This window comes from Paenibacillus bovis (genome assembly GCF_001421015.2).
GTDB lineage: Bacteria > Bacillota > Bacilli > Paenibacillales > Paenibacillaceae > Saccharibacillus > Saccharibacillus bovis.
Genome location: NZ_CP013023.1, coordinates 3,779,425 through 3,799,593, shown reverse-complemented (window position 1 = coordinate 3,799,593; position 20,169 = coordinate 3,779,425). Strand labels below are relative to the sequence as shown.

At 48.0% G+C, this 20,169-nt stretch carries 17 protein-coding genes and 1 other annotated feature (1 of these 18 only partly in view); of the genes, 11 read left to right on the top strand and 6 right to left on the bottom strand.

Annotated features, from left to right (window positions below):
* Positions 1–259: 259 nt before the first annotated feature.
* Positions 260–1,738, bottom strand: coding sequence for a HAMP domain-containing sensor histidine kinase (locus AR543_RS16095; protein ID WP_227871763.1), 1,479 nt, complete (start codon positions 1,736–1,738; stop codon positions 260–262).
* A complete protein-coding gene (locus AR543_RS16090; RefSeq protein WP_060535464.1) occupies positions 1,723–2,406 on the bottom strand; it encodes a response regulator transcription factor in 684 nt (227 codons plus the stop codon). The genes AR543_RS16095 and AR543_RS16090 overlap by 16 nt, the downstream gene beginning before the upstream one ends.
* Positions 2,407–2,667: 261 nt before the next feature.
* Here AR543_RS16090 and AR543_RS16085 point away from each other — a divergent pair, with 261 nt between their 5' ends.
* From AR543_RS16085 to AR543_RS16075, 3 genes are all read left to right on the top strand, one after another.
* Positions 2,668–3,372 (top strand): YceI family protein, encoded by a 705-nt coding sequence (locus tag AR543_RS16085; protein WP_060535463.1) that lies wholly within the window; start codon positions 2,668–2,670, stop codon positions 3,370–3,372.
* 274 nt (positions 3,373–3,646) lie between these two features.
* Complete coding sequence (locus tag AR543_RS16080) at positions 3,647–5,842, top strand: bifunctional alpha,alpha-trehalose-phosphate synthase (UDP-forming)/trehalose-phosphatase (protein ID WP_060535462.1); 2,196 nt, start codon at positions 3,647–3,649, stop codon at positions 5,840–5,842.
* A gap of 271 nt (positions 5,843–6,113) precedes the next feature.
* On the top strand, positions 6,114–7,409 hold the full coding sequence (locus tag AR543_RS16075) for a galactokinase (protein WP_060535461.1): 1,296 nt from the start codon (positions 6,114–6,116) through the stop codon (positions 7,407–7,409).
* Positions 7,410–7,631: 222 nt separating this feature from the next.
* Here AR543_RS16075 and AR543_RS16070 read toward each other — a convergent pair whose 3' ends face one another.
* The 3 genes from AR543_RS16070 to AR543_RS16060 all read right to left on the bottom strand — a co-directional run bounded on the left by AR543_RS16070 (position 7,632) and on the right by AR543_RS16060 (position 9,956).
* Positions 7,632–8,189 (bottom strand): O-acetyl-ADP-ribose deacetylase, encoded by a 558-nt coding sequence (locus AR543_RS16070; RefSeq protein WP_060535460.1) that lies wholly within the window; start codon positions 8,187–8,189, stop codon positions 7,632–7,634.
* A gap of 135 nt (positions 8,190–8,324) precedes the next feature.
* On the bottom strand, positions 8,325–9,299 hold the full coding sequence (locus AR543_RS16065; RefSeq protein ID WP_060535459.1) for an aldo/keto reductase family protein: 975 nt from the start codon (positions 9,297–9,299) through the stop codon (positions 8,325–8,327).
* A 93-nt stretch (positions 9,300–9,392) separates the two neighbouring features.
* A complete protein-coding gene (locus AR543_RS16060) occupies positions 9,393–9,956 on the bottom strand; it encodes a GbsR/MarR family transcriptional regulator (protein ID WP_060535458.1) in 564 nt (187 codons plus the stop codon).
* Between the two features lie 241 nt (positions 9,957–10,197).
* Between AR543_RS16060 and AR543_RS16055 the strand changes: the two genes are divergently transcribed.
* The 8 genes from AR543_RS16055 (at position 10,198) to AR543_RS16020 (ending at position 18,604) form a co-directional block, all read left to right on the top strand.
* A complete protein-coding gene (locus AR543_RS16055) occupies positions 10,198–11,031 on the top strand; it encodes a carbohydrate ABC transporter permease (protein ID WP_060536818.1) in 834 nt (277 codons plus the stop codon).
* A 137-nt stretch (positions 11,032–11,168) separates the two neighbouring features.
* Positions 11,169–11,984, top strand: coding sequence for a carbohydrate ABC transporter permease (locus AR543_RS16050; protein ID WP_060535457.1), 816 nt, complete (start codon positions 11,169–11,171; stop codon positions 11,982–11,984).
* Positions 11,985–12,374: 390 nt separating this feature from the next.
* Positions 12,375–13,676 carry an ABC transporter substrate-binding protein gene (locus AR543_RS16045; protein WP_227871901.1) on the top strand — a complete coding sequence of 434 codons (1,302 nt, stop codon included), beginning with the start codon at positions 12,375–12,377 and terminating at the stop codon, positions 13,674–13,676.
* A 235-nt stretch (positions 13,677–13,911) separates the two neighbouring features.
* Complete coding sequence (locus AR543_RS16040) at positions 13,912–14,700, top strand: HAD family hydrolase (protein WP_060536816.1); 789 nt, start codon at positions 13,912–13,914, stop codon at positions 14,698–14,700.
* Positions 14,697–15,029, top strand: coding sequence for a DMT family transporter (locus tag AR543_RS16035; RefSeq protein ID WP_060535456.1), 333 nt, complete (start codon positions 14,697–14,699; stop codon positions 15,027–15,029). Before AR543_RS16040 ends, AR543_RS16035 begins: the two co-directional genes overlap by 4 nt.
* The gene (locus AR543_RS16030; RefSeq protein ID WP_060535455.1) at positions 15,026–16,069 is read left to right on the top strand and encodes a metallophosphoesterase family protein; all 1,044 of its coding nucleotides are present in this window, start codon (positions 15,026–15,028) and stop codon (positions 16,067–16,069) included. Before AR543_RS16035 ends, AR543_RS16030 begins: the two co-directional genes overlap by 4 nt.
* 182 nt (positions 16,070–16,251) lie before the next feature.
* The gene (locus tag AR543_RS16025; protein WP_060535454.1) at positions 16,252–16,995 is read left to right on the top strand and encodes an alpha/beta hydrolase; all 744 of its coding nucleotides are present in this window, start codon (positions 16,252–16,254) and stop codon (positions 16,993–16,995) included.
* A gap of 535 nt (positions 16,996–17,530) precedes the next feature.
* Positions 17,531–18,604 (top strand): M42 family metallopeptidase, encoded by a 1,074-nt coding sequence (locus AR543_RS16020; protein WP_060535453.1) that lies wholly within the window; start codon positions 17,531–17,533, stop codon positions 18,602–18,604.
* Positions 18,605–18,816: 212 nt separating this feature from the next.
* On the opposite strand, the gene AR543_RS16015 is transcribed toward AR543_RS16020, so the two are convergent.
* The gene (locus tag AR543_RS16015) at positions 18,817–19,992 is read right to left on the bottom strand and encodes an aminotransferase class I/II-fold pyridoxal phosphate-dependent enzyme (RefSeq protein WP_060535452.1); all 1,176 of its coding nucleotides are present in this window, start codon (positions 19,990–19,992) and stop codon (positions 18,817–18,819) included.
* A gap of 155 nt (positions 19,993–20,147) precedes the next feature.
* Positions 20,148–20,169: a binding site (T-box leader), on the bottom strand; it runs 216 nt beyond the window's last position.

Sequence of the window (20,169 nt, the reverse complement as noted above, 5' to 3'; positions counted from 1 at the left end):
ATCATAGATAAACATAGAACATAATGATGGATAAGATAATAAATAGACCGCAAAGCGCTGCAGAATATGCATAGAGGCTTTGCGGTCTATTTGTTGGGCGGATATATTGATCGGAGATTCGGAGATTCAGAGATTCAGAGATTTTGCATTATTTTATCGATACATGCAGATAGTCTTCACACGAGCCAACAGCTTGCGATACCCTGATTATCAACCTGTCCTTGCGCAGTGTATCTCCTGTTGAACAGGACGATGCTATTCAATACTTTTTGGACAGGGCTTCCATGGTAAAAGAAGGTTTGGCTGTATAGGCAGCTGTCTGAATAGATAGAGTATCAGCGGACAGTGGCATCTGTAATATAAAGGTCGTACCCGCAGAAGAACTGTGCTTTAACAGAAGCTCTCCCTGCTGGGCGTGTGCCAGAAGCTGACTGTAAGTAAGACCCAGACCGAGACCCCGGACTGCCCGCTTTTTGTGTTCACCACGATAAAAGCGCTCGAAAACATAATCCTGTTCTTCCGGAGCAACGCCGGTTCCATTATCGGTCACTTCGATCTGGATCTGCTGCTGCTTGGTATACATCCGGATATGCAGCTCCAGCCTCTGTTCTGGAGCAGCTGCCTGCAGACTGTTATTTAGCAGATTAACCATAATCTGTTGAATACGCAGTGCATCACCTATAGTATACAGAGAAGTCGCAGGCAGATCGGTCGTAACATGAACGCGAGTAGTATCATGCAACAGATTCCACTGGTAGACGACTTCAGATATCAGCACAGGAAGATCGATATGATCCTGGCGAACCTCCACACTGCCCGAAGCAAATGCATTATAATCCAGCAGATCGGCGACCATACGTTCCATCCGGTCGGATTCCTTGAGTGCGATATCGAGAAATTCCTGGGCTTCTTCCTGTACGACCACTTCATCCCGTACAGCCATAACCAGTCCCTTGATCGAAGTAACCGGTGTCTTCAGCTCATGGGTTACACCGGCGAGCGAGAGAGCACGCCACTCCTCCAGATGCTTGAGTCGTTTGGCCATGTCTTCAAAGGAAGAAACCAGCTGCTGAATCTCCCTTTCGGGTGTATGAATATTAAGCTGTACATCATAATTGCCCTGACGGATCTGCTGCGCGGCATCGGCTACGCTGCCGAGCGGACGAGCCAGTTTGCGAGACAGCAGGTAAAGGGTCAGCCAGCCAGACAGTATCAGAAGAGCCAGCAGCAGAATAGATACCATCATTTCCTGGGGGCTGTACGTAAGTGCTCTTTTGGATTGCAAAATAATAACTTTGCCAAGCTGTTCATTGTTACTGTCGATCGGCGTCGTAATGGCTACATAACGATCATCCCGGGGCTGACTCAGATCATCGGTCAGTTTATCGTGCATTTGCTGCTCGGTCATAGCGGGACGAGAGAATTTCAGATCGCCTTTTTGATCGGTAATCATGAGGCAGATATATTCATCGATATTGAAGAAAAAGAGCCTGTTTTTGACAATATAATCAAGCTTGGGCGGGATCGTGAGCTGACCTTCCGGAGACGTCACACGATCAGCGACTTCCTGACCGAGCAATCCGGCTGTCTGGAGCCGGCTCTCCATGGTCGCATCGCGCATCCAGTAGATTGCTGCTGCGGCAATAATAGTGAACCCAATACATAGAATAATGAAGTATCGTATCGTCCAGTAAGACAGGAGCGATGTGGAACGCGTGCGTTTTACTCGTTTACCCAAAATTGATACCCCATTCCTCGTAATGTACGGATCTCTCCGGTATCTGCAGACCAGTGGGAGAGGGATTGGCGAAGCCGTTTGATCGATAGATCAACCGCCCGGTCACTGCCTTCATAATCCATGCCCCATACCTGTTCAATTAGATGATCCCGGGTAAAGGTGCGATTGGGATATTCGGAAAGGAACAGCAGCAGCGACAGATCGCGCGGACTGAGCGGCACTTCTGCACCATTGAGATAGACCTGCTTGGCTGCCAAATCAATCACCAGATTGCCAAAATGACGCTTGCTCGCACCATCGGTCAAATAAGGGCGACGGCGCAGCACCGCGTTCACCCGTGCCACTACTTCTTCCGGTGTAAAAGGCTTGGTCATATAATCATCGGCGCCACTGTCCAGTCCGTTCAGCCGGTCTTCCATCCGGTCTCGCGCAGTCAGCATAATTACCGGACAAGCGCCCTGCGCGCGGATAAGCTGCAGCAGCTCCCAGCCATCCATGCCCGGAAGCATAATATCAAGCACGACGAGAGAAGGAGAGCAGGACTGGAATTTTTCCATGGCCGTATGACCGTCTGCGGCATGTTCCACTTCAAAGCCTGCTTTTTTTAAATAAGCGGACAATACACGGGCAATCGCCGGTTCGTCCTCGATAATCAGAATCAGACTCATAGGGGTGAAACTCCTTGTTGAGCAGTATCATGTCTGTACAGAATACTTACTTTTTTATATCTATTGTATATGAGCAGGAAATTGAGCTGCAAGCTTTATCATTGCAGCTTTTTTCATTTTTACCTGGAAACCATTGTATAATGCTCTCCATCTTAAATATCATATCCAAATGCAATCGAAAATAAAAAGAATCACCGACATATTCCCGACACATTCACCAACTATACTTACGTCATGATCTAACCAAAGGAGAGAATAATAATGACGAAAAAAACAAGAAACTGGATAATTGCTTCTGCAGTTGTAGTGGTACTGCTGGCTGTTGGTGGTTATACATTTATGCAGAGTTATATGGGGAACAAAGTAGAAATCCAGCAGGTTATCCCGACAGAAGCTGCAGCCGCCGAAGGCCAGACAGCTACCAGTGGAACAAGTGTAACCGGCAAAGAGCTGAATGGAGACTGGGCGATCAGCACTGGCTCCAAAGTATACTTCTCCGTAACGACTTCACAGGAAACAGTGAACTTTGTAGATGAAAAAGTAACAGGAAACTGGAAAGTAAACGTAGACGATCCTGCGCAGATGTCGGCTGAAGGACAAATCGATATGAGTGCTATTGATTCCGGAACCGCGCAGCGTGACGAGCATGTCAAAGAAGCAGACTTTTTTGATGTAAGTAAATTCCCGAATGCTACATTCAAAGCGACTTCTTTTGAGGGACTGCCAGCCGAGTGGGCATCAGGCGCTACCAATGAGTTCAAAATGAAAGGTACGCTTACCGTCAAAGGTGTAGAAAAAGAAGTAACATTTGATGCCAAAGGAGTCTATCAGGATGGCAAGATTCTGTTATCCGGGACTACAGTGGTTACTTTCCAGGACTTTGGCATGAGCAATCCACACTCGGTCGTTATGAGTACCGAGAATGATATCAATGTACAGCTGGAACTGGTCCTGAATAAAGGCTGATCCAGATCAAACAGTAGGGCTCTAGTATAAACTAGGGTACATGCAGCAGAAACAGCAAAAAGCCTATAGAACGACTGGTTCTATAGGCTTTTTGCTATGTATTTACATAAGATTTGTCAAACAATCATGCAACTTAATTAGCAAGACTGAGTCGGAATGTGCAAATAAGGGTAATTTGCCATTGACCAATAGGAGCACCGGTTTTACCGAGCACTATCTATTCAAAAACAAACATTTAACTCTACATTATACTTTGGTTAGGAGAGGAGATTCAATGAGTAAAATAATTTTCGTATCCAATCGTCTACCAGTAACAGTGAAAAAAAATGAGTCCGATCTTCAATATAGTAAAAGTATCGGTGGCCTGGCTACCGGACTAAAAAGTTATCATGAGCAGGGGGATAGCCTGTGGGCCGGTTGGCCTGGTATTTCCAGCAATGATCTGAATGAACAGGACGAGAAAGAGATTGATCAGGAGCTGCGTGAAGAGTACAATTGCCTGCCGATCTTCCTGTCCGAAGAAGAAATCGAACAGTATTACCATGGATTCTGTAATGAAACCATCTGGCCGCTGTTCCATTATTTCACCAATGCGACCGAGTACAATACCGATACGTGGGAAGCTTACAAAAAGGTCAACCAGAAATTCTTTGACTCCATTGATCCGGTGATCGAACCCAATGACACGATCTGGATTCACGATTATCAGCTGATGCTGCTGCCGCAGATGATTCGTGAGAAATATCCGGATACCAAAATCGGATTTTTCCTGCATATTCCGTTTCCTTCATTCGAAATTTATCGTTTACTTATCTGGCGTGAAGAGATCCTTAGAGGACTCATGGGCGCCAATCTGATCGGATTCCATACTTATGATTATGTACGTCATTTCCTGAGCAGTGTACGCCGTTTGCTAGGCAAAGAACATAACCTCTACAAAGTGAATTATGAAACATACAGTGTGCAGGTAGAAGCATTCCCGATGGGCATTGACTATGAATACTTCTCCAAATCTTCGGGACAGGATGGTCTGTCCAATGAAGCACTGGAATTTATCGAAAGCACCAAATCCGTACAAAATATTATCTCGGTCGACCGTCTGGATTATACGAAAGGACTGCCTGAGCGTATTAAGGCATTCAAGCAGTTCCTGATCAAATATCCGGAATATCATGAAAAGGTTCGCTTAAACCTGATCGTGGCTCCTTCCCGTGTAGGTGTGGAAGCTTACGATAATCTCAAGCGTGAGATTGAAGAGCTGGTCAGCGCGGTGAATGGACAGTTCGGTACACTGAGCTGGATGCCGGTCTGGTTCTTCTTCCGTACTTTTACACAGGACGATCTGATTGCGTTCTATCGTAACAGCGATGTGCTGCTGGTTACTCCGCTGCGCGATGGAATGAACCTGGTAGCCAAAGAGTATATTGCTGCTCGCAATGACTATAAAGGCATGCTCGTGATGAGTGAGACTGCCGGTGCAGCGAGTGAGCTGGGTGAGGCGGTTATCGTCAATGCCAATGATTACGGTGCGATTGCTGCCGGTATCAAAACGGCTCTGGATATGCCGGATCATGAGAAAATCGAGCGCAACAAAATGCTGCATCGCCGGATTTCCCGTTACAATGTGAAATTCTGGGCAGACGAGTTCCTCGAAGCACTCAAAAATACAACAGATTCCCAGGTGGAAACCAAGGATGTAATCGACATCAAATCCGAACCTTCCAATGTGGAAAAAGCATATGTAGATTCCAACAAACGCGTGCTGTTCCTGGACTATGATGGTACGCTGGTAGGATTCAAGCCAACACCGGATCAGGCCAAGCCGGACGAGGAACTGCGTCAGATCCTGAGTGATCTGTGTGCCGACAAGCGTAACACTGTTGTTATTATTACCGGCCGCGACCGCGATGTAATTGAGAAATGGCTGGGCGATCTGGATCTGCATATTATTGCTTCCCATGGTCTATGGCTGCGTGAGCCAGGCGGCGAGTGGAGAATGACCATGAGTGTGGATAATGATTGGAAAGAATCGATCCGTCATGTACTGGAAATGTATACTGACCGCACACCAGGTTCCCTGATCGAGGAAAAAGAATACTCTCTCGCTTGGCACTACAGACAGTGTGAGCCGGAAATCGGTGCGCTGAAACGCAATGAATTGCGTGAAGCACTGCTCTCGATCACACAGTCGATGAGTCTTGGTATTCTGGAAGGCAACAAAGTACTGGAGATCAAGGATACCCGCATGAACAAAGGTCATGGCGCCCATCAGATGATGCAGGGCAAAGATTATGACTTTATCTTCGGTGTAGGCGATGACCATACCGATGAGGATCTGTTTGATGCGTTGCCGGAAGATGCATTCTCTATCAAGGTGGGAGCAGGTAGTACACACGCCAACTACCGACTGCAATCTTTCCGTAATATTCGTCAGCTGCTCAAACGTTTTGTAGATATGAGTAACAAATAATAGAAAAGACTTTACTGTGCAAACCAAGGTATCGTCTATTCAAGGTATCTTCTATTATAGAAATGATCCAAGGCACCCGATAAGTAATACGGGTGCCTTTTACTGTATAAAAAAGGAATTTTGTTATCCTTCTGGGATGGATAATGAGACGGCTATAGACATGGATTAGCAAATTGTCGTGAATATTGGAATTTTATCCTGTCCCTGCGGAGAAGACACGATTATACTTAGACAAGTGAAGATACATATTTACAAAAGTGGAGGGTACATCATGGATACATTAGAACAGATCCAGCAATATATGAGTCAGACAGGGATGCAGCAGCTGCTGACCGGATTATACGGACAGGGCGAACTGGAGATGCAGCAGTCCCGTTATGAGCAGCTGATCGGGAATTTCCTGAATCATTACGGCGCGGATATGAGCGGATTGCAGCTGTTTAGCGCATCGGGCCGCGTAGAGATTGGTGGTAATCATACCGATCATAACCATGGCAAAGTGCTTGCAGGCAGTATTCATCTGGATACCATTGCGGCAGCGGTGCCTACATCTGAACCCATTATTGTTCTCGTCTCCGAAGGATATGAGGGAGAGTTCAAAATAAATCTAAAGGAATCTTCAGCAGCCGATTCTGAGAGCGCTACCACCAAGCTGCTGAGAGGAATTGTATCCGGTTTCCTGGAAAAAGGACTGGAAGTTGGCGGATTCCGTGCCTATGTAACGACCAATGTACTGGCAGCTTCGGGACTGAGCTCCTCGGCTTCTTTTGAAATGCTGATCTGTACGATTCTGAATCATTTCTATAATCAGGGTACGCTAAGTGCTGCCGATATCTCCAAAATCGGCCAATATGCCGAGAATCAATACTGGAACAAACCATCCGGTCTTCTGGATCAGATGGCCTGTGCCTATGGCGGTATGGTCGCGATGGACTTCGCTGATCCTTCCCAGCCTCAGGTAGAGCAGCTGCAGTATGATTTCCAGGCAGCAGGCTATTCCATGATAGTAGTAAATACCGGTGGTAATCATGCCGATCTGACAGAGGATTATGCGAGTGTACCGAATGAAATGTTCGCTGTGGCTCGTGCGCTGGGTGCCGAGTTCTGCCGGGATATTACGCTGGATCAGATCTATGCAGATCTGCCTCGCCTGCGCCGGGAGACAGGGGATCGTGCAATCCTGAGAGCAATGCATTTTCTGGAAGAGAATCGCCGTGTAGATCATCAGGTTGAAGCGCTGCGCCAGAATGATATGCCGGCATTCCTTAGCCTGCTGACCGCTTCCGGTAATTCTTCCTGGAAATGGCTGCAAAACTGCTACCGCGATTCGGATCATCACGATCAGAGTATGGCGATTGCGCTGGCTATTACAGAAATCTATTTGCAGGATATCGGCGGTGGTGCCTGTCGTCTGCATGGCGGCGGCTTTGCCGGTGTTATTCTGGCTGTAGTTCCGAATGAACATGCAGCAGGTTATAGAGCATTGATCGAGAAGACGCTGGGTACATCCATTTACGATATCCGTATTCGTGAAAAAGGGGCTTTCTGTCTGAACGCTCTGCTGTAAGCTGTTCGTATAGAATTTGGAGTGCGATATAGAGGCGAGATAGCTATTATTCGGTGATAATGCCTGTTTATTTTTGATACAACCATTTTTATCTGAACAATCAAACAAGACCCTGATCGGGGATCACTTTCTTGGAGACTTTCCATGCAGGCATACATGGAAGCTCCACAGAAATGATCCTGGAATCAGGGTCTTGTTTATTTTTTGTTATTCATAGTGTATTCAGGACTGCTGAAAAGCCTGCTCCAGTTTCTGCTCATACAGTGCCAGATTCTCTGCATCATAGCAGACGAACCGGATACGCTGCATATGTCCTTTACCACTGAGCTGCACATATTCCTTTATAGCCTGAATCGCTACATCGGCAGCCTGGGATTTGGGATAGCCATAGATGCCTGTACTGATATTGGGAAAAGAAATGCTGGTCGCTCCATGGTCATTAGCCAGTGCCAGAGAATTCAGGTAGCAGTTATGCAGCAAATTATCTTCCCCATTGCTGCCACCATTCCATACCGGACCTACCGTATGCACTACATAACGAGCCGGCAGTCTGCCTGCGGTTGTAATGACAGCTTCACCGGTTGCGCATCCGCCCTGACGAGCGCGAATCTTTTGACACTCCTCCAGAATCTCCGGTCCGCCAGCACGATGAATCGCTCCATCGACACCGCCACCGCCCAGCAGGCTGGAATTGGCGGCATTGACGATAACATCTGTAGTCTCTCTGGTAATATCACCCTGCACGGCTTCGATCACTGTATTCTTAAATTGTATTTCCATAATGAGTATCCTCCTTCAGCGGAGTGTCTGAACAGATCGGATAAATGCTGATCATGCTGTATATTCATTGATCTGATCATGCGCTGCAGTCATCATGTAATGAAATATCCATTCTGACCAATTGCCACGGGGTGATCAGCGCATAGGCGCAAAATCTTTGATTTTCAGCATGATCTGATCGATCTGTTCCAGCACTTCGGTATTCAAAGATATATTTACCGCTTCCACATTCTCCTGAATCTGGTGCGGCTTGGTTGCCCCGATAATGGCGGAGCTAACACCCGGTTGACGCAGTACCCAGGCAAGAGCTAGCTGGGACAAAGTGATATCCATACTGCCAGCCAATTCATTCAGCTCTGCCACAACGCCGAGTACATCCTCACGCAGATAGCTGTTAATCACCTGATTCACAGAATCGTCGGCAGCGCGCGTACCTGCCGCCGGAGCCTGTCCCGGTTTGTATTTACCGGTCAGTACACCCTGTGCGAGAGGAGAGAAGACGACCTGACCCAGCCCATGCTGCATGGATACCGGCAGTACTTCATCTTCGATATACCGCTCAAACAGATTATAGATTGGCTGATTGGAAGCGAGTGGACGCAGACGAAGGCGATCGCTGATCGCAGCAGCACCGGCAATCTGGGCGGCACTCCATTCACTGACACCGGCATATAGAATCTTGCCCTGTGCGGTCAGATCATCCAGCGCGCGCAGCGTTTCTTCGACCGGTGTCTCCTGATCAAACCGGTGACAGAAATAAATATCAATATAGTCGGTACCCAGACGCTTCAGACTGGCGTCGCATTGTTCGATAATATGCTTACGTGACAAACCGCGATCATTGGGGCCCTCGCCCATTGGGAAAAAGACCTTGGTGCTCAGTACATAACTGGAACGTTCATAAGCAGACAGGGCGGCACCGATGGCTTTTTCACCCTCGCCACGGTTGTAAGCGTTTGCTGTATCGAAAAAGTTAATACCATATTCAAAAGCTGTACGAATACACTGATCAGCGGCTTGCTGCTCGGCGGCAGTACCGTAGGTAAGCCAGCTGCCAAGCGCAATTTCACTTACTTTGAGGCCGGTATGGCCAAGATTACGGTATTTCATGGGGAACACTCCTTATGTAAGACAGAATAGAGGCAATCATATTGCCGTCTTATCCATCATTGAACAAAAATCAAGATTCGTCAATCTGCTGGATTACTCATCTTGCGCCAAAGAAGGAAAATAAGTACCCGCCTGCAGCTCATTCACAAAATGCTGCAGCCATTCATAATACTGCTGTGCATGCTGCAATTTGTGCAGATCACGCAGGCAACTCTCCCGCTCCTCGGCTGTGGTATGCCGGGACAGAATAATCTCGGACAACTGGGGAATAACTTCATTCATCGAAGCTGTCATAACATCAATCTCGCGCTGCAGTCGTGTACCGAAGAAGTTCTGGAACGTACGGAAATAATTGGTTTCTGCCTGATATTGATCTTTGCGATCGCGCTTTTCGTCGAGCTTGTTGATCATACGCGATTCCATCAGGGAGCGAACAGCATAGCTCATATTGCTTTTGCTCATATTCATATCATTTTTCATTTCTTCAAGAGTCATGGGGCGATCTTCAAAATACATCACACCATATAACTGACCGAATGAATGATTTACGCCGTACAGATCCATCGTCTGTGCAATCGCTTCGATCATTTCGGTACGCAATTCCTGCTGGCGGGAACGTTGGTCTTCATTAGGAATCTCATTTATTTCCTTTTCCATCCTGTCACCTCATGATATGTGATTTATTTCCAGCTAAAGCTATAAATTTTACACGAATCACCAATGTTTTTACATGGAGATAACTCATATCTTCCCGTTTGAATGTACAATATTTTTTGTACAGAACACATAATAACATGAAAATGCATGAATGAAGCACACAATTAAATAAAAATTGAACGTAGGAGTGGATGCTTTGAAAACGAAAATATTCCGGGAAGGTGAGGCACTGCTATTCACCATGCCGGCGGTCATTCCGCTGCTGGTATTCTGGCTGGGACCTCTTGGATACATATTTTATCTGAGCTTTACGGATTGGGACTTTATGAGTCCGGACAAGCTGTTTGTCGGCTGGGACAATTATCGTTATCTGCTGGGCAATCCCGAGTTCTATCAGGCGCTGAAAGTAACAGGTTTGTTCGGACTGGGAAGTGTAATTCCAATTATGGTGGGCGGACTGCTGCTGGCGCTGCTGATGAACAGCAAGCTGCGGACTTCGGGTATATACCGGGCTTTTATTTTCTCGCCCTGGGTAACGCCGACAGTAGCCGTATCCATTGTCTGGTCGTGGATTTTCCAGCCGGATGTGGGTTATGCGAACCATGTACTAAGCTGGTTCGGTGTGGCAGGGATCGGCTGGCTGCAGGATTCAAACTGGGCGCTGATCGCGGTACTGATCGTGACCTTGTGGAAATCGGTAGGTTGGGCAATGATCTTCTATCTGGTGGCGCTGCGCAATCTGCCCTCGGATCTGTTGGAAGCTGCTTCAATAGACGGAGCCAACGCATGGAGTAAGTTTCGCCATATTACCCTGCCACTGATCTCACCGACTACTTTTTTCCTGGCTGTTATCCTGACGATCCAGTCCTTGCAGGCGTATGATCAGATCAATGTCATGACACAGGGCGGTCCGGCAGGCTCAACACGTACGCTGCTGTATCTGTATTATCAATCCGCCTTTGAGGCATTCAATGTAGGGGAGGCTTCGTCAGTGGCAGTCGTTATTATTCTAATTTGTGTCTTGTTATCAGGGTGCTCCTTCCTGATCGGACGAAAGATGGTGCATTACCAGTGAATATGACAGGAGCAGACAAGGAGACAGCGTCGTACCCATCGTCCAATTCCCGGCCAGGCCAATCACAATCAGGCAGCAAGGGAGCAGCAGAGAGGAGAAACGGGACTATCACCCGTTATTCATGGAAAGCAGGAACTATGCTGCGCTATGTAATGCTAACGATAATCAGCCTGATGATGGCTTTTCCATTCTATTGGATGGTAATGAGCGGATTCAAGACCAATGATGAGATTTTCCGTTTCCCACCGACTTTCTGGCCGGAGACTTTTCTGTGGAGCAATTATGTGGATGCATGGCATGCCGCTCCATTTGCCCGCTATATTCTGAACAGTATCGGTGTAGGGGCAGCGATTTCCTTGCTGCAGATTATCAACTCCAGCATGATGGCGTATGCCTTGACCCATATGCGTTTTCGGCTCAAAGGGTTATTCACCGGCGTAGTGCTGCTGGGTTATATGATCCCGAGTACCGCTGTCTATCTGCCCAGCTACCTCGTACTGAGCAAGCTGCAGCTGCTGGATAGTTATACGGGGCTGATTCTTTCCAACTGTGTCAGTGTGTTCTCGATTTTCCTGATTCGACAGGCATTTATGCAGATTTCGCATGAATTGGTAGAAGCCGGACAACTGGATGGAGCTTCCCATTTCCGGATTTTGTGGACGATCATCACGCCTCTGGCACGTTCGACGTTTGCAGTGATGGTACTGATTACCTTTATCGAGCAGTACAACAACTATTTCTGGCCTATGCTCATTACCAAGAGCCCCGATCTGCAGCTGGTATCGGCGGGGCTGCGCAGCTTTTTTGTGGAAGGGGGAGCCTACGGTCTGAAATGGCCGCAGATTATGGCTGCCAGTGCGTTCACGATTGCACCGCTGCTGATTCTGTTTTTATTTACCCAGAAAACGATTATGCAAAGTGTAAATATGTCGGCAGGTGTGAACAAAAACTAGCCAAATGTTGCAAAAGATATAGCAGCATAATGTACGGATGACTACTGTACACATACGTATCCTAACGTAATAGGCTGGTTTGCCGGAGTACTTGAACCGATTACATTTTAAAATGAGAAGAGGCTGCTATTGATGAAAACATTTCGTTTATTTGGAAAAGAGATCGGTAAACAACGTATTCACAATATTATAAAGAATGAAGAAATGAATAATATGACAGGGATGAATACGGCTAAAGTAAATACTTTTTCAACAATAAATGCCGCTGGAAAAGGAAATCCTGTTATGGATTACAACAATGATTCCTCTCATACGGATCTGGGCTTCCATACGCTGGTCGAGCATCGTCGTACACCCAAGCGCCGTTCACTGTTGAAATGGAAATCAGCTATGTCGCTTATGGTAATCGCCAGCTTCCTGATGATTACAGCCTGCGGTTCACCGGGAAACAGCGCTACCAGTGCAGCAGGCACTACTACAGCGTCCCAGGGTCCGGTAGAAATCGAGTTCTGGTATGGACTGGGTGGCAAGCTCGGCGACAATATGAAGAAAACGATCGATGCATTTAACGCTTCCCAAAAAGAAGTGGTTGTCAAAGGCATCGTACAGGCAGATTATGACGAGACCGGGCAAAAGTTGCAGGCAGCTATCGCTTCCGGCCAGGTGCCGGCTGCTGTACTGAGCTCTAATGTAGATTGGGCGAAAAAAGGCTACTATGCACCGATGGATTCCTTTATTGCCGCTGATCCCGATTTCAAAAAAGAAGATTTTGTACAGACATTCCTCACTCAGGGACAGGTAGATGGCAAGCAGTATTTCCTGCCGATGTACGGTACCACCCAAGTAATGTATTACCGCAAGGATACGCTCAAAGCCAATGGAATTGACCCGGCGAGCCTCACAACCTGGGAAGCACTGGCGGCAGCTGCTGCCAAAATGACCAAAAAGGAAAATGGAAAAACAACATTTTATGGCTGGGAGCCGATGTGGGGCAGTGACAATATGATTGATGCTGTACTGGGGAAAGGCGGCAGTATTCTGAGCCCGGATGGCAAAACAGTCACGATCGATTCTCCGGAGTGGGTTGAGACATGGGAGATGTTCCGCAAATGGATTCATGAAGATCAGATTATGGGCATTCATTCTGGCGGACAAGGCTGGGAATACTGGTATAAAACGATAGATGATGTAATGAAAAATAAAGCAGCTGGATACACGGGTTCCAGCGGCGATCAGGGCGATCTGGACTTCAAGATTGTAGGTGCAATGGAACAGCCGGGCTGGGAAGGAAAAGGCGAAGGCAAACCGGTCGCCAATGCCATCATGGCAGGTATTCCGGCCAAAGCCAATCCCGAACAACAGCAAGCTGCATTCAAATGGCTGACTTACTTTTCCCAAGCATCCAACACGGCACAATGGTCGATGAATACCGGTTATATCGCGGTGCGTCAATCCGCACTGGAAGATCCGGGGTTCAAAGCATTCAGCAAGAAAAATCCACAGATCGAAGTACCGCTCAAGCAGGCTGCCCATGCCTCTGCACCATTCCAGGACCCGACAGGCGGTAAAATTACCGATGCGCTCAAAGTGGCAGCGGATCAAGTACAGATCAACAATGTGCCAGCTGCACAGGCACTGCAGGAAGCCAAGGTCAAAGCCCAGCAGGAGCTGGATCGTGCCAACAGCCGCTAAGATTGCACAAATAAACATTTCTGCTCCCGGCAGATGATCGAACAGGCGGACTGATCGGCAGATGTTATATTCATGCAGCAAAGGAATGCAATGATCCTTTTGGCAGTCTGATATTTGCCAGAGAAGAATGACTCTACAGTTCTCAATCAATGAACAAAACAGTGTGCAGCTGCATCGCGCTGTGCATTGTTTTTATGTAAACGCAGGAAAGGAACATGCACAGATGACAGAAATCATGGCAAACCAATCGAAACTGCTCGATCAGATAAATAAGCAATTATGGAACCGGCAATCTATCCAGGCAGTACTGCTGGACAAAGATGGGACACTGCTTGATTTTAACCGGATGTGGGGATTCTGGACGGATGAAGTGATGCAGCATATCAACCTGCATTTGGCAGCACATAACTATATGCTGGAGCCCGGAGATATTCCTGCGATCTGGGGAACGGTCCATAACGAACAGGGCAAGATGATTGACTATGACGCACAGGGACCACTGGCGATGGGAACGATGGATGAAGTGTATGCTGTACTGATCTGGCATGTATACCGTACCGGCTTATCCTGGGCGGTATCCAAATCGATCGTGCATGACTGTATCCGGCAAGCGGATCTGTCTATGGAGCGCTCCAGACCTGCTTATCCGCTGCCCGGAGTGCGCGGATTTCTGGATCGCTGCAGACAGCAGGGAATACGTCTGGCTGTTGTCACTGCAGACCAGACAGATAACGCCCGCAGGCATCTGGAATGGATGGGCATGACAGATGATTTCGATATTATCATTGGCAATGACAGGGTGCGCCAGGGCAAGCCTTTTCCCGATATGGTCTTGCTGGCTTGTGAAGAGCTGGGTATAGCGCCCGGACAGACAGTCGTTATCGGGGATACCAACGGAGATATGCAGATGGGCAGAGCGGCAGGCTGTCTGCTCACGATTGGTATCGGTGCAGGCGTAGATGCATCGTCTGCGGATGCTGTTATTACTTCCTTTGCCCAGCTGCAGGATGGAACAGGAGAATGACAGGTAGCACAGGCTGGCTGCTGCTCCTGCTGGCGATTGTACTGGAGCTGACCGGTACGATTATGATGAGAATGTCGGATGGATTCAGCCGGTTACTGCCCTCGGTGCTGATGTTTGTCTGTTATGGAGCCAGCTTCACCATGCTGAATTATGCGGTGCGGTATATGCCGATCAGTATCGCTTATGCGATCTGGTCAGGTGTCGGTATTACACTAATTAGTATTGCCGGGTATTACCTGTTCGGGGAACGGCTCCGAACAGCATCGATCTGCTGGATGGTACTGATTATCGTCGGAATTATCGGATTGAAATGGAGCGATGTACAATGAACGAATATAAATGGACTCCTGCCACTCAGCCAGAGCAAATCGAGCATCCTAACCGGAAAAGGCCGCTGGCAAGCTTCCAGGTGATAACGGATACCCATGTGACCGCTGATCCGCAGCATATTCATAATCTTCACTGGGAAAAGGCGCTGGCGGATATAGCCTCATACGGTCAGCCCAGTCTCGGCGTGATGCATGTCGGGGACGTGACCGATCATGGTCTGGAAGCGGAATACCAGGAAATGCACCGGATATGGAAAAAGTATCGTGATCAACTCCCACCTTTCTTTTTTACTATGGGCAATCATGATGTGGGTGATTTTATCTGGGAAGAAGCTCCGCAGGAGCTCACGGGACTGACTGGACAGCAGCTACTGGAATTGTGGGAGCAGTATCAGTCACAGATGACAGCCGAATCCGATCCGGCAAATAAGGATAATGCTGCTACCCAGGAGCTATGGCAGCGGCGAATAGGCAACTTTAATGAAGCAACAGGCACATCCGGTTCCTATCACGATCACTGGCTTGGCGGGTATCATTTTATTTTTATCGGTACCGAGCAGTCGCTATCCAAAGACTGTCATCTATCCACTGTACAGCTGGAATGGCTTGATAGCACACTGGCAACCTCTGGTGACCGGACACGTCCCATATTCCTGTTCCTGCATCAGCCACTTATGAATACGGTATCCGGCTCGCTGGAAGAGCAGGGCTGGTATGGAGTTCATCAGGATGAAGCGCTGCGTCATATTCTGTCTGGCTACCCTCAGGTCATCCTGTTTACCGGACATACGCACTGGCAGCTGGGATCACCGCATACGATGTATGACGGGCAGGGACAGATGGCTACGATGTTCAATGCTTCTTCGGTCAGTTATCTGTGGACGGATGAAGATGAGTATCTGGAAGGCAGTGAATGCTACTATGTAGATATCTACGAGCATGGTGTGCATATACGGGGACGGAATCTGATCAATGGAACCTGGATAGAACAAGCCGACTATACAGTTACCTATCCGTCCGGTGTCGCAGTAACCGAATAAGACAGAAATCTATCGATCTCTTCCTGTCGGAAGCAGGATTGCCGACTGCTATCAGAGCTTCTGATCCCTTGGGTCAGGATTAGGCTCATGGCAGCAAATATGGTATTCTTACTTCTGGTTCTGCTTTTAAGGCAGTCATTCTGTTTATAGTATAGAGAAAATAGAATTGGAGAGATGATCGGATGAAACTGGTTCCGCCTCAGTCATTTACCTATCGCGGAGGAGCGAAGGCTGCCCTGCTGCTGCATGGATATACCGGCAATACGCTGCATGTCCGCAAACTGGGACGTTTCCTGAATGATAGAGGGTATACCTGTCATGGACCGCTGTACAAAGGACATGGGAGTACCCCGGAAGAACTGCTGCACACCAAGCCCTCGGAATGGTGGAAAAGTGCTGTGGAAGGCTATGAATATCTGGAGCAGGAAGGGTACGAAGAGGTTGCTGTAGTCGGTGTCTCGCTCGGCGGTGTATTTTCGCTGCGTCTGGGTACCTTGTTTCCCGCCAAAGCGATTGTCTCCATGTGCGCACCTGTACGCGAGAAAGGCAATGAAGATATTCTCAGACGGGTACTGGAATACGCCCGCTGGTTCAAGTCGATTGAAGGCAAAGAAGAGATGCAGATCGAGCGTGAGCTGGAACAGCTGGCGGAAGAGCCGCTGCACAGTCTGGATCAGCTGCGCGAGCTGATTGCTTCGACTGCCCGTCAGGTCAAGCGGATCTCTGCACCGACACTGATTATGCAGGGAGAGCTGGATGAAGAGCTTTATCTGGAAAGTGCACAGATCATCTATGACGAGCTGACCGTACCGGTGAAGGAACTGAAATGGTATGATCAGTCCGGTCATATTTTGACGATGGACAAGCAGCATGACCTGGTATTTGAAGATGTATACCGATTCCTGGAGAGTGTGTATCAGGATTAGATTATCAATATAGAAGTAAAAAGAACAAAACACCGTCATGATACAGGTAAGAGACGGTGTTTTGTTCTTTTTTGTACATGCTTCATTAAGATCAAGAACAGAGAACAGGCCAAAGTAGTAACAGAATACTATAGAGGGAGCAAAAGCATAAATAGAAATAAGGATAAAGAATTGAAAGTAGAAGTAAAAACAGAAACAGAAACAGAAATAGAAACAGAAACAGAAACAGAAACAGAAACAGAAACAGAGATAAAATGTCCCGGCTATGCAGTGTAGCTATCTATCGCATCTATTCAGCAATATACGAAGTTGCCCTGTATTCTGGAAATGGTGCACAGCCTAATGTTTGCCAATCCAACCTTGTTACCATACAATCAATCTCATAGCTATTGGTTTCCGGAAGCGTCATGCTGGAAATGAGTACAAAGCATAAGGATAAAAGAATTAAGCAAACTACAATTCACACAGCAGATCATGAAGATCTGCCCGACTTGTATGGTTTTGACTACTTCATAATAAAAGGAGAGACAACAGCATGGATGAAATGACACAAATGATGAAGGAACTCACCGAAACAGATGGAGTATCCGGTTTTGAACGTAGCGTTCGGGATAAGATGGCAGGTTATCTGGAACCGTTATCCGATGAACTCCTCAAGGATCGCCTGGGCAGTATAGCTGGTAAAAAAACAGGCCGCGAAGGCGGACCCAAAGTGCTGATCGCCGGTCATCTGGATGAAATCGGATTTCTGGTTACCAGCATTACCTCCAAAGGATTTTTGAAATTCCAGCAGCTGGGTGGATGGTGGCCGCATTCGGTTATGTCCCAGCGTGTCAAAGTCAAAACGCGCAAAGGTGATTATATCGGGATTGTCGGCTCCAAACCGCCGCATATTCTGGAAGCGTCCGAACGTGAGAAAGTCGTTCCGCTTAAAAACATGTATATCGATATCGGAGCAAAAGATGCCGAGGATGCCAAAGCCATGGGTGTACGTCCGGGCGACTGGGTCGTACCGGTATCCGAATTTACCACGATGCGCGACGATGAGCTATGGGTCGGCAAAGCGATTGATAACCGTGCCGGTTGCGCACTCGCTGTTGAAGTGATGAAGCGTCTGCAGGAACAGGAGCATCCGAATGTATTGTATGCCGGAGCAACGGTACAGGAGGAAGTCGGTCTGCGCGGTGCAATCACCCTTGCCAATCTGGTAGAGCCGGATATTGCTTTTGCGCTGGATGTCGGTGTAGCCAGCGATATGCCGGGCCTGGAATCCCAGCCGACACAGACCAGCGTGGGAGATGGTCCGCTGATTCTGCTGTTCGATGCCAGCATGATTCCGCATAATGGCCTGCGTGATCTGGTGATGGATACAGCAGAAGAGCTTCATATTCCGCTTCAGGTAGATTCTATTCCTGGCGGCGGAACCGATGGCGGCAAGTTCCACCTCAGCGGCAAAGGCTGTCCTACCCTGTCGGTCGGTTTCCCGACACGCTATATCCATACTCATAACGCGATTATGGCGAAAAAGGATTTTGATCAGGCAGCTACCTTGCTTACCGCAGTGATTCAGAAGCTGGATTGGGACCTGGTGAACGAGCTGTTTGGCTGATTAATAAGCTGACTCTGCAGGCAAGTAGGCAGGAACCGGCAAGTTTGATTTGGAAGCATTGTATAAAATTAAAAGAAGAACATTCCACTTTGCACCATATGGAATGTTCTTCTTTTTTTGTGCGGATGATCCGTACACATTACAGATTCAGCACAATCCAGACATTCCAAGTGTAAAACAACCTTATTGTATTTATTATTCTATTCTGTTACCTACAGCTGCTGCATAAATTGCTGCATCCGTTCCAATGCCTGTTCCAGCTTGGGAACGGAAGTGGCATAGGAGCAGCGGATAAATCCTTCGCCACCCTGACCAAAAGCGGTACCCGGTACAGCCAGCACGTTCATTTCCTTGAGCAGCCGCTCGGCGAATAGATCGGATGTCAGCCCGGTATGCGCGATAGAAGGGAAGGCATAAAATGCACCCTGAGGTTCATGACAAGGCAGCCCAATCTGGCGCAGGCCAGTTACAAACATTCGGCGGCGTTCATTGTACGATTCCATCATCCGGTCTTTGGCTTCGAGACCGTGCGGTTTTAGCGATTCAAGAGCGGCGATCTGACCCAGAATAGGCGCGCACATCACCGTATACTGGTGAATTTTGAGCATAGGTTCAATTAGCTCCTCGGGACCGCATACATAGCCGATACGCCATCCGGTCATCGCAAATGCTTTGGAGAATCCGCTGATCAGCAGGGTACGATCTTTCATACCCGGCATCGATGCAAAGCTGACATGCTTGGCGCCATAGGTCAGTTCAGCGTAGATTTCGTCGGAAATAACGACTAGATCATGCTTTTCCACCAGCTGTGCGATCGGCAGCCAATCGTCATAGCTCATAATGCCGCCGGTCGGATTGCTCGGATAGCTGAGAATCAGCAGCTTGGAGCGCAGCGTAATCTTGGACTCTAGTTCGGCTGCAGTCAATTTGAATCCGTTCTGCGCAGAGGTCTCAATCTCTACTGTGGTGCCGCTGCATAGTCCGGTAATCGGAGAATACGATACATAACAGGGGGAAGGAACCAGAATCTCGTCTCCCGGATTAATCAGTACCCGCAGTGCCAGATCCAGCGCTTCGCTGCTGCCGATCGTCACCATCATCTCGTGTACAGGATCATAATCCAGCTGGTAGCTGGTGTGCAGATAGCCAGCGATACTTTCGCGAAGTTCAAGCAGTCCGGCGTTGGGCGTATACTCGGTACGGCCTTCTTCCAGCGCGCGGATACAAGCTTCTCGTACTGCCCGTGGTGTTGTGAAGTCCGGTTCTCCGATCCCTAGAGAAATGATATTATCCTGTCCGGAAGCATAGTCAAAAAATTTGCGTATCCCCGATGGGGGCATTTCCTGTACCAGCGAAGTAATCAGGTTGCTTTTGGTCATTGAACTCATTGTAGTTCCTCCTCGGTGAGGCGTATCCGTCAGGGAACGCCTTTTTTTATTGTTATCCTGGGTTGGATCATATCAAGTCATGGATGATTGAGTTGGGATTATCATGTACAGCCTGTATTTTCTTAATTCCGGAAAACAAAAAAAGCCCGCCCCTGAAAAGGGACGAGCTCTGCCCGT